At 43.6% G+C, this 11671-nt stretch carries 9 protein-coding genes; all 9 read left to right on the top strand.

The genetic code is table 11. The features are described 5' to 3' along the window. The first annotated feature begins 24 nt into the window (after positions 1-24). The 9 genes from ACRHOZ_RS11510 (at position 25) to ruvA (ending at position 11671) form a co-directional block, all read left to right on the top strand. On the top strand, positions 25-1083 hold the full coding sequence (locus ACRHOZ_RS11510) for a cytochrome c oxidase subunit II (protein ID WP_431125753.1): 1059 nt from the start codon (positions 25-27) through the stop codon (positions 1081-1083). A gap of 41 nt (positions 1084-1124) precedes the next feature. Then, complete coding sequence (locus ACRHOZ_RS11505) at positions 1125-2942, top strand: cytochrome c oxidase subunit I (RefSeq protein ID WP_420402144.1); 1818 nt, start codon at positions 1125-1127, stop codon at positions 2940-2942. Positions 2943-3046: 104 nt separating this feature from the next. Continuing rightward, positions 3047-3886 (top strand): GIN domain-containing protein, encoded by an 840-nt coding sequence (locus ACRHOZ_RS11500; protein ID WP_431125750.1) that lies wholly within the window; start codon positions 3047-3049, stop codon positions 3884-3886. A gap of 7 nt (positions 3887-3893) precedes the next feature. Continuing rightward, on the top strand, positions 3894-4919 hold the full coding sequence (gene ruvB / locus ACRHOZ_RS11495) for a Holliday junction branch migration DNA helicase RuvB (RefSeq protein ID WP_431125748.1): 1026 nt from the start codon (positions 3894-3896) through the stop codon (positions 4917-4919). Continuing rightward, positions 4916-6244 carry a cytochrome P450 gene (locus tag ACRHOZ_RS11490; protein ID WP_431125746.1) on the top strand — a complete coding sequence of 443 codons (1329 nt, stop codon included), beginning with the start codon at positions 4916-4918 and terminating at the stop codon, positions 6242-6244. Before ruvB ends, ACRHOZ_RS11490 begins: the two co-directional genes overlap by 4 nt. Continuing rightward, positions 6244-7161, top strand: coding sequence for a tRNA epoxyqueuosine(34) reductase QueG (queG, locus tag ACRHOZ_RS11485; RefSeq protein ID WP_431125744.1), 918 nt, complete (start codon positions 6244-6246; stop codon positions 7159-7161). The genes ACRHOZ_RS11490 and queG overlap by 1 nt, the downstream gene beginning before the upstream one ends. A 147-nt stretch (positions 7162-7308) precedes the next feature. Further along, positions 7309-8607 carry an MFS transporter gene (locus ACRHOZ_RS11480; protein WP_431126363.1) on the top strand — a complete coding sequence of 433 codons (1299 nt, stop codon included), beginning with the start codon at positions 7309-7311 and terminating at the stop codon, positions 8605-8607. Between the two features lie 108 nt (positions 8608-8715). Next, positions 8716-11016: an NADP-dependent malic enzyme gene (locus ACRHOZ_RS11475; RefSeq protein WP_431125742.1), complete on the top strand. Its 2301-nt coding sequence runs from the start codon at positions 8716-8718 to the stop codon at positions 11014-11016. A 73-nt stretch (positions 11017-11089) separates the two neighbouring features. Further along, positions 11090-11671 (top strand): Holliday junction branch migration protein RuvA, encoded by a 582-nt coding sequence (gene ruvA / locus ACRHOZ_RS11470; RefSeq protein ID WP_422350201.1) that lies wholly within the window; start codon positions 11090-11092, stop codon positions 11669-11671.

Below are 11671 nucleotides of genomic sequence, written 5' to 3'. Positions count from 1 at the left end.
GATTAAGTCTTAGAGCAATATACAATGACTGCATTATTAACATTGACTGTTTTAGTACTGGTGGCAATTGCAATCTGGCAAATGACCAAGATTTTTGAATTGTCCCAACTTAAAGCGGAAGAAACTGGAGTAGCAACGGACAAGGATAATAAGTACAACGGTTATCTGATGTTTGCATTTTTATTCTTCATTTATGGCATTACCATTTTTAGCTTTGCGAAGTACTCCAAGGTATTGTTGCCTGAAGCGTCTTCGGCACATGGAGGTGGATATGACCAATTGATGTGGGTTTCCTTCGCCATTATTTTCGTGGTGCAGACCATTACCCAGGCTCTTTTGCACTATTTCGCATACAAATACAGAGGTGAAAAAGGGAAAAAAGCCCTTTTCTTCGCGGACAATGACCGTTTGGAGTTCATCTGGACCATCATCCCAGTTATCGTTTTGGCAGGTTTGATTCTTTGGGGATTATACACCTGGACCAATATCATGGATGTCAATGATGAGGACGATCCCTTGATTGTGGAATTGTATGCCCAGCAGTTTAATTGGACAGCTCGCTATGGCGGTGAGGACAATGTATTGGGAGATGCCAGTGTAAGACTTATTGATATTGATAGGGCCAACGTTTTGGGATTGGACGAATCCGATCCCAATGCAGCTGACGATATTTTGGTTAAGGAATTGCATTTACCGGTAGGGCGCAAAGTGAATTTTATGATGCGCTCACAAGATGTATTGCACTCCGCCTATATGCCACACTTTAGGGCTCAAATGAACTGTGTTCCAGGTATGATTACACAGTTTTCCTTTACGCCGACCATTACTACTGAGGAGATGAGACGCAACCCGGATGTAGTGGACAAAGTGAAAAGAACAAACACATTAAGGGCCAAATGGGCTGCCGAGGGCAAACCCAACTCCGACCCTTGGGAATTTGATTATGTATTGCTTTGTAACAAGATTTGTGGAAAATCCCATTACAACATGCAGATGAAAATCATAGTGGAAACCGAGGAGGAATATAACAAGTGGATTGCAGAACAAGCTACTTTTAAGGAAACTGTAGCCTCTGCCGAGTAAGAAAGGCCATCAAAAAATAAAAACAAAATTTAAAGAAGATTATGTCAGCTACTGGACACGAACACGGACACGAAGATCACGGACATCATCATAAGGAAACCTTTGTAACCAAATACATCTTTAGTCAAGACCATAAGATGATTGCCAAGCAATATCTTATTACTGGGGTGTTGATCATGGGCTTTATTGGTATTGCCATGTCTTTGCTTTTCAGAATGCAATTGGCTTGGCCAGGTGAATCTTTTTCCGTTTTTGAAGGATTGTTGGGCAAATGGGCTCCAGATGGAGTAATGGATGCCGACATTTATTTGGGCTTGGTGACCATGCATGGTACCATTATGGTATTCTTTGTATTGACAGCTGGTTTGAGTGGTACCTTTAGTAATCTTTTGATTCCATTGCAGATTGGGGCCAGGGATATGGCTTCCGGTTTCTTGAACATGCTCTCTTTTTGGATGTTCTTTTTGTCTGCCGTAATTATGGTGATTTCACTTTTCGTGGAAGCTGGTCCGGCAGCAGCTGGATGGACCATTTATCCTCCCTTGAGTGCCCTGCCAATGGCGCAAGCTGGTTCTGGAGCGGGAATGACACTTTGGTTGGTTTCCATGGCTATATTCATTGCATCATCCTTACTGGGATCCTTGAACTATATTGTTACGGTACTGAACCTAAGGACCAAAGGGATGTCCATGACACGCCTACCTTTGACCATTTGGGCGTTCTTTGTGACAGCAGTAATTGGGGTAATTTCGTTCCCAGTGCTTCTTTCGGCAGCCCTGTTGCTAATTATGGACAGAAGTTTTGGAACATCCTTCTTCCTTTCGGATATCTTTATCCAAGGCGAGGTGTTGCATTATCAAGGAGGTTCTCCTGTACTATTTGAGCATTTGTTCTGGTTCTTGGGTCACCCAGAAGTATATATCGTAATCTTGCCAGCTATGGGTCTTGTGTCCGAAGTTATGGCAGTAAATGCCCGTAAACCTATTTTTGGATACAGGGCGATGATTGCCTCTATCTTGGCCATTGCCTTTTTGTCAACCATTGTTTGGGGGCACCATATGTTCATTTCAGGGATGAATCCGTTCCTTGGTTCCGTATTTACATTTACAACCTTGTTGATCGCGATTCCATCCGCAGTAAAAGCATTTAACTGGATAACAACCCTTTGGAAAGGAAATCTACAGCTCAATCCAGGTATGCTCTTTTCAATTGGAATGGTATCTACCTTCATCACAGGGGGTCTAACAGGTATTATTCTTGGGGACAGTGCCCTGGACATCAATGTCCACGACACCTATTTTGTTGTGGCCCACTTCCACTTGGTAATGGGTATCTCGGCACTTTATGGACTGTTCGCCGGAGTATACCACTGGTTCCCAAAACTCTTCCAAGGAAGGATGATGAACAAGAATTTGGGCTATGTCCATTTCTGGATCACAGCTATAGGTTCGTACGGTATTTTCTTCCCGATGCACTTTGTTGGAATGGCCGGGGTACCAAGAAGATACTACGAGAATACGGCTTTCCCAATGTTTGACGAATTGACCAATGTTCAGGTACTGATGACTGTTTTCGCCATCATTACAGCGGGAGCACAGCTAGTATTTGCATTCAATTTTGTGTACAGCATTTACTATGGCAAGAGAGGGTCATTGAATCCTTGGAAGGCTACCACCTTGGAGTGGACTGCTCCACAGGAACACATCCATGGAAACTGGCCTGGAGCTATTCCACACGTACATCGTTGGGCGTATGATTACAGCAAAACCTATGAAAATGGGGAGTACATCATAGCAGGGCAGGATTTTGTGCCGCAGACCATACCGCTGCAGGATAATGAAGAAGAGCTGAATCACTAGCGCAAAAGATAAAACAAGGCCCATCCAATTAGGATGGGTTTTTTGTTTCTGGGGTTTGGTACGGCAATTGTTATTGCTAATTGTAATATCTTTAATAATCCATAATGCGAACACTTTTGAAAAATCTTGCCATAGTTCTTTTACTGCTGTTTAATCTGACTGCATTCGCGCAGCGCAAGCCCAAAATAAAGGGAAGCAGGATTGTGACCGAGGTGAATGGCGAACTTCCCATGTTCAATGCGGTACAGCTCAATGATGATTTGGATATTGTCCTCAAAAAATCTTTTGGGCCGGGGTATAAAATAGAAGCGGACGATAACTTGATTGATATCCTCAAATTCAATGTTGTGGACGGTACCTTGATCATAAGCTCCTTCTACGATGTTACCTCCAAAAAGAAATTGGATATAACCATAGAATTTACTGAGTTACAGGCCATAGTGGTCAAGGAAGGCAGTATTACCTCAGAAGATATCATCAACAGCGATGAACTTTTTGTGGATGCTTTTGCGAACACTAGATTGAACCTTCAGGCCAGCGCAGCCGTTATGGATATTCGCTTGGAAGAAACCAGTCGTGGAGATTTTAATGTGGATGTGGACTCTCTCAACATTTCGGTAAATCAAAGGGCAGAAGCCTATGTATATGCCGTAAGTGAAGTGGGCTTGGTAGATTTGGAGCAGAATGGTTCTTTGACCTTGGAAGGAACATCAGATAGGATTGAGGCCAATCTAACGGACAACTCCAGATTAAAGGCTGAAAGAATGGAAGCGGCAGCTGTCAAGGCTAAGCTTGAAAACAGCGCCACGGCGCGTTTGAATGTATATCGTGAACTCGAGCTCAGCGCAATAGACAATACCAGGACCTATCTCTATGGAAATCCGCGCATAACCCTTCTTGAATTCTTAAATACCGCACAACTTTTAAAAAAGGAGGAACAATAGCTACCCTATGAACGAAAACTTGGATCCAACATCCGAAAATTATTCCCAGGAAGAGCTGGACATTGAAAGGGCTTTGAGACCCATAACTTTTGATGATTTTACCGGTCAGGAACAGGTGTTGGAAAACCTTAAGGTATTTGTGCAGGCTGCAAACCTTAGAGGTGAGGCATTGGACCATACCTTGTTCCATGGGCCACCAGGATTGGGCAAGACCACCTTGGCCCATATTTTGGCCAATGAATTGGGAGTGGGGATCAAGGTTACTTCTGGACCCGTTTTGGACAAACCCGGCGATTTGGCTGGATTGTTGACCAACTTGGAGGAGCGGGATGTGTTGTTTATAGACGAGATCCATCGCCTGAGTCCGATTGTGGAAGAGTATCTGTATTCGGCCATGGAGGACTATAAGATTGACATTATGATCGAAACGGGTCCCAATGCCAGAACGGTGCAGATCAATTTAAGTCCGTTCACTCTCGTAGGCGCCACCACCCGTTCAGGTTTGTTGACGGCTCCAATGCGAGCGCGTTTTGGTATTCAAAGCCGATTGCAGTATTATAACACCGAATTGCTCTCTACCATTGTGCAGCGAAGTGCAGATATTCTCAAAGTGCCCATTACCAACGAAGCAGCCATTGAAATTGCGGGAAGAAGTAGGGGAACACCTAGAATTTGCAATGCCCTATTAAGAAGGGTGAGGGATTTTGCCCAAATCAAAGGGAATGGAAACATTGATATGGAGATTTCCAAATTTGGATTGAAAGCCCTGAATGTGGATGCCCACGGCTTGGACGAGATGGACAATAAGATCCTTTCCACCATTATTGATAAATTTAAGGGAGGGCCAGTAGGAATAACCACATTGGCCACCGCGGTTTCGGAAAGTGCAGAAACCATTGAAGAGGTCTATGAACCATTTCTCATTCAACAGGGTTTTATTATGCGAACCCCGAGGGGCAGGGAAGTCACGGAATTGGCCTATAAACACTTGGGGAAGATCAAAGGAGGAACTCAAGGCGGTCTTTTTGAATGAAGAAGGTACCTTCCATTTCCACTTTTAAGGTTTTTGCCAACCGACGTACCATCCAGAAAAACCCACTGAATTTCCATCACCGTAATTTTAAGAAATTGGGCGATACTTTTAGCGTATCCATCCCCGCCGAAGGCAGGGTAATCTTTACTCGCGATCCTGAGTTGGTGAAACAAGTACTTCAGAAAAAGCATAGAAGCTTTGAAAAATCAAAATTGCAGACTAAGGATCTGGCCAAATATATTGGGCATGGTTTGTTGACTTCGAACGGGGAACATTGGCGAACCCATAGACGAATGATTCAGCCGGCCTTTCATCAGAAAAAACTCAAGGGACTTCTTGGAATTATGAGATCTGCCATTCAGGAAGAGCTGGACAGAATTAAGCCTGGCTCGGACTTGAATGTTATCCCGTTGATGGGGGATTTGGCGTTTCAAGTGGTGGCAAAAACCTTGTTTAGCCACAATGATATTAGGCAACCCATGGCGGAGCTTAAGCAGATCACTGAAGTCAATCAGAATATGTTGGTGACCGAAATGCGTAGGCCGTATTTGAGATGGTGGTATCGTCTTACGGGAGAAATCACCAAACACATAGGATTCAGTAATCGTGCAAGGGATATTCTTAATGGCCTAGTGGAAAATAGACTGTCTCAAGATGTGGACAGGGATGATTTGTTGGACATGCTACTGAAGGCCACTTACGAAGATGGGACTCACATGCCCAGAAAACAATTATTGGACGAATTGATGATCTTGTTTACGGCAGGATATGAGACCACCGCCAGCGCCCTTTCCTTTACTTTGTTCTTTTTGGCAAAGAATCAATTGGCACAGGAAAAAATATTGGGAGAGGTTACCAATTTGGGCAAAACGCAATTGGAGTGGGAAGACTTTGCCAAGCTGCCCTTGACATCTTCGAGCATTAAAGAAGCTATGCGTCTGTACCCTCCAGCTTATTTTATGGATCGAGTGGCCACGGAAAACACGGATCTAAATGGGGTCAGGCTTAAAAAAGGAGGTATGATCCTACTCTCCATTTTCGAATTGCATCGACATCCATCATTTTGGGAAAATCCCTATGAATATCAAGTGGACCGTTTTGTGGGGTTGGACAGTAAAGCGTATGGCAATTATTTTTATCCCTTTGGAGCTGGGCCAAGAATGTGTATTGGCAATGCCATGGCAACCTATGAAATGATTCTTACCGTGGCAGAAATCGTTAAAAACTTCAAATTGTCCACCAAAATGGATGGGGTTGAAATAAACCCTTTGATTACCTTAAAGCCATTAGATATCCAGGTTAATTTTGAAAGAAGAAATAGCTAATGGGAATTGCCGAAAACACAAGACGCATCAAAACAGAGGCCAAACGCCTTGGTTTTTTGTCTTGTGGCATTTCCAAAGCAGAGTTTTTGGAGGAGGAAGCCCCGCGCCTTGAGAAATGGCTCAAGCAGGGCATGCATGGGGAGATGCAATACATGGAAAACCATTTTGATAAGCGTTTGGACCCCACCAAATTGGTGGAAGGTTCCAAATCTGTGGTTTCATTGCTGTTGAACTATTTTCCGGAACAACATCAAATAGAGGATACATACAAGATTTCCAAATATGCCTATGGAACGGACTATCACTTTGTGATCAAGGATAAACTCAAATTCCTTTTACAGTTTATCCAGGAAGAGATTGGGGAAGTCAACGGCAGGGCCTTTGTGGATTCGGCTCCTGTTTTGGACAAGGCTTGGGCAGCCAAAAGTGGCCTGGGGTGGATTGGTAAACATAGCAATTTACTGACCCAACAAGTGGGGTCTTTTTATTTTATTGCCGAGTTGATTATTGATTTGGATTTGGAGTACGATGCTCCAACCACAGACCATTGCGGTACCTGCACGGCTTGTATGGATGCTTGTCCAACGGAGGCTATTGTGGAGCCTTATGTGGTGGATGGAAGTAAGTGTATTTCCTATTTCACGATTGAACTCAAAAATGAGATTCCAACCGAGTTCAAGGGGCAATTTGATGACTGGATGTTTGGGTGTGATGTATGCCAGGATGTCTGTCCTTGGAACCGATTCTCTAAAGCACACCAGGAACCTTTGTTTAATCCGCACCCGCAATTATTGTCGATGGAACGAAAGGACTGGGAAGAGATTACAGAGGAAGTTTTCAGAAAAATGTTCAAAAAATCGGCGGTAAAAAGAACCAAATTCCAAGGGTTGACACGGAATATTAAATTTCTGAAATAGGGAATTGTAAAATTTCAAACGTTTTCGTTGCCGATATCGTGATTTGGGTGGTGTAATTTTATAAATCCTCTAGGGAAAACACTATATTGAAGGAACTTAAAGACAATAGGTGATACCTGGCCTTGGATTAAATCTCCCTCAGATATGATGAAGATCACAAAACCCCGATTGAGTTTTTGGCAAATTTGGAACATGAACGTTGGATTTTTAGGGATCCAATATAGTTTCGGTTTACAGCAAACAGCAATAAATCCCATTTTTCTGTTTTTGGGAGCAGCGGAAGAATTACTGCCAATTCTCAACATTGCTGGCCCTGTCACTGGGTTGATAGTACAGCCAATCATTGGGGCAATTTCTGATAAAACCTGGTCACCTCGGTGGGGTAGGAGAAAACCTTTTTTCTTGATAGGGGCCATTATGGGAAGCTTATGTCTATTTGCGTTCCCTTTAAGTCCAGCGCTTTGGTTTGCGGTTGGGTTGCTTTGGATTCTTGATGTGGGAAACAATATGGCCATGGAGCCTTATAGGGCTTTTGTTGGTGACAAATTGCCCGATAGTCAGTTGAGCATTGGTTATCAAATGCAGAGTTTATTTGTTGGAGCGGGAATCTTATTGGCAAATGCTTCCATCTTTCTGTTTCAGTCCTGGTTTGGCGGCGGGGAAGAAACCTCTGGCTCCATTCCAACATGGTTGTACTACTCCTTTTTTATAGGTTCTTTCCTATCCATTGCTACCATCTTATGGTCGGTTTTAAAGACCCCGGAAATACCTCCTTCAGATGAAGAATTGCAAGAAATAAATGCCCATAAGGGATTACCTTTTATTGAACGGTTTAAAATGCCTTTCAAGGAAATTTCGGAGGCCGTCAAGGATATGCCCAAATTTATGTGGAAACTTTCTGCGGTATATTTATTTCAATGGTATGCGCTATTTGTCTATTGGCAATTTATAACCCCGTTGTTTAGGTCCACAATGGGATATGACACATCACAAGCAGCAGCACAAGCTGCCAAAATGAGTACTACCTACAACATTGTAACTGCGGTGGTCGCTTTAATTTTGGTACCCCTAACTGTAAAGTATGGGGGTAAAAAAATATACGCCTTAAGTCTGGTAGGTACTGGATTAGCACTGTTCGCCATCCCGAACATTTCGGATCCGGTCATGGTGCTTTTCCCCATGATCTTATTTGGAATCGGTTGGGCTGCCATGATGGGGATTCCCTATAGCATGGTTTCCAAAATTGTACCTCAGGAGAGAAGAGGCGTGTATATGGGAATTCTTAATATGATGATCGTGATTCCCATGGGAATTCAAACCCTGAGCTTTGGCCCCATTTTCAAGAATTTGTTAGGGGCTAATTCTGTGAACGCCATGTTCTTTGCGGGCACTTGTTTTGTGATCGCGGCCATACTGGCTATGCGACTCAATGTCAAGAAAGAATAAGGTTTTTCCTAGAAATCTACGCGTCATTTCAACTCCTGGCAAAAGAAGACCTAACTTATATAGGTTTTCTAATGGAATGCCATAAATTTACCCCTTCAAACTTTAGGTATGAGCAAAGAGAAACAACGACGGGAGGCATTATTGTATCATGCCAAACCCCAACCCGGTAAGATAAAAATAGTTCCCACCAAGCCCTATGCCACTCAGCGCGATCTGGCCTTGGCATATTCTCCAGGCGTGGCGGAACCCTGTTTGGAAATTGAAAAGAACAAGGAGGACGTCTATCGCTATACAGCCAAAGGAAACATAGTTGCCGTAATTTCCAATGGAACTGCTGTTTTGGGCTTGGGGAACATTGGCCCGGAAGCATCCAAACCTGTGATGGAAGGGAAGAGTTTGCTCTTCAAGATCTTTGCTGATATCGACGGAATGGACATTGAATTGGACACCACCGATGTTGATAAATTCATAGAAACCGTCAAGACCATCGCACCAACTTTTGGTGGGATAAACTTGGAAGACATTAAAGCTCCTGAAGCTTTCGAAATAGAAAGACGTCTAAAAGAGGAACTGGACATTCCAGTGATGCACGATGATCAGCACGGAACGGCCATTATCTCGGCCGCCGCATTGATCAATGCCCTGGAAATTGCCCAAAAGAAAATTGAGAAGGTAAAGATTGTGGTCAGCGGAGCGGGAGCGGCCGCCGTTTCCTGTACCCGATTGTACAAAGCATTCGGAGCCAAGGCAGAGAACATTGTAATGCTGGATAGTAAAGGCGTTATCCGAAAGGATCGGGAAAATCTTTCCCAGGAAAAAATGGAATTTGCTTCAGATAGGAAAATAGATACACTGGACGAAGCTCTGAAAGATGCAGATGTGTTTATTGGGCTTTCCATCGCCAATATAATGACTCCGGAAATGCTGCTATCCATGGCCAAAGACCCTATTGTATTTGCCATGGCCAATCCAGATCCAGAAATTGAGTACGGTCTTGCCTGCAAAACAAGGAAAGATGTTATTATGGCCACAGGAAGGTCCGACCATCCCAATCAGGTAAACAATGTGCTAGGGTTTCCGTTTATATTTAGGGGTGCTTTGGATGTTAGGGCCACCAAGATCAATGAAGAAATGAAAATGGCTGCGGTCAGGGCTTTGGCCGACTTGACCCGTGAACCGGTACCAGAACAGGTCAACATAGCTTACGATACCACCAGATTGGCATTTGGCAAGAAATATATCATTCCCAAACCTTTTGATCCCCGTCTGATTACCAAAATTCCACCTGCGGTGGCCAAGGCGGCTATGGATAGTGGAGTTGCAAAGGCACCCATTCAGGATTGGAAAAAGTATGAAGAGGAACTGTACCAGCGGTCAGGGAACGATAATAAAGTAGTGCGGTTAATGCACAACAGGGCCAGAATGAATCCCAAGCGGATTGTTTTTGCCGAAGCAGAGCTTCTGGATGTGATGAAGGCCGCCCAGATAGTGCATGAGGAAGGGATAGCCATACCCATTCTCTTAGGGAATAGGGAAATCATTGAAGGTCTCAAAAAAGAACTGGATTTTGATGCCGAAGTGGAAATAATCGACCCTAGATCAGAAGAGACCAAGGAGGTGAGAACCCGATATGCCATGAAGCTGTGGGAATCCCGCAAAAGAAAAGGAGAGACCCAATACAGCGCCCGAATCAATATGGGAAAACGCAATTATTTTGGCGCCATGATGCTGTTGGAAGGTGATGCTCACGGAATGATTTCTGGCTATTCAAGATCTTATCCTAAGGTATTGCGACCCGTTTTTGAAGTTTTGGGTAGAGCCAAAGGGGTTACCAATGCGTCCACGGTCAATATAATGATTACAGATAGGGGGCCTTTGTTTTTGGCAGATACCTCGATCAATGTTGATCCCAATGCCGAAGAATTGGCAGAAATTGCCCAAATGACGGCCAATGTGGCCGGCACCTTTGGATTTAATCCTGTGATGGCACTATTGTCTTATGCCAATTATGGTTCATCCAGTCACCCCAATGCCCGAAAAGTTAGGGAAGCAGTTCGCATGTTACATGAGCGTAATCCTGATTTGGTAGTGGATGGGGAAATCCAAACCGATTTTGCCCTGGATCAGGATTTATGCCACAACAATTTCCCATTTTCCAAATTGGCCGGGAAGAAAGTGAACACCTTGATATTTCCAAATTTGGATTCGGCAAACATTACGTACAAGCTTTTAAAGGGATTGCATAATGCAGAATCCATTGGGCCCATTATGGTAGGTCTGCGCAGATCTGCCCATATTTTACAATTAGGTGCCAGCGTGGATGAAATGGTGAATATGGCGGCGGTTGCCGTAATTGATGCCCAAGAGCGGGAAAAACGAAGAATGGCTCATATGCAGGGGGAAGATTAAACCTTATATTTCAATAACCAATAACCAATAACCAATAACCAATAACCAATAACCAATAACCAATAATCCAAACATGATTACCCACCTATCCGGAAAACTGGTCGAAAAAAATCCCACCTATGTAATTATTGAATGCAACGGGGTAGGTTATTTTTTGAACATATCCCTGCACACTTTTTCACTTTTAAAGGATGAGGAAAACATCAGACTTTTTACCCATTTGCAGGTTAAGGAGGACTCGCATACCCTGTTTGGATTTGTGGAGAAGGCGGAACGCGAAATTTTTAGACTTTTAATTTCCGTTTCCGGGATTGGATCAAGCACTGCACGCACTATGTTATCCTCTTTATCACCTACCCAAGTTAGGGATGCCATTGCCAATGGGGATGTCCCTTCCATACAGGCAATCAAGGGGATAGGAGCCAAAACTGCCCAGCGGGTAATTTTAGATCTTAAAGACAAGATTTTAAAAGTCTATGATATGGGCGAAGTTTCCCTTCAATCAAACAATACTAGCAAAGAAGAAGCGTTATCTGCTTTAGAGGTTCTTGGTTTCGTTAGGAGACAATCTGAAAAGGTTGTGGACAAGGTACTGGCCCAAGACCCTGCACTAAGCGTTGAGGACATTATTAAACTGGCGCTGAAAAATTTGTAA

The organism is Flagellimonas flava, from assembly GCF_050617915.1.
Taxonomy (GTDB): Bacteria; Bacteroidota; Bacteroidia; order Flavobacteriales; family Flavobacteriaceae; genus Flagellimonas; species Flagellimonas flava_A.
Note: the sequence above shows the minus strand (reverse complement) of the source record. Positions and strands in the feature narration are given on the sequence as shown.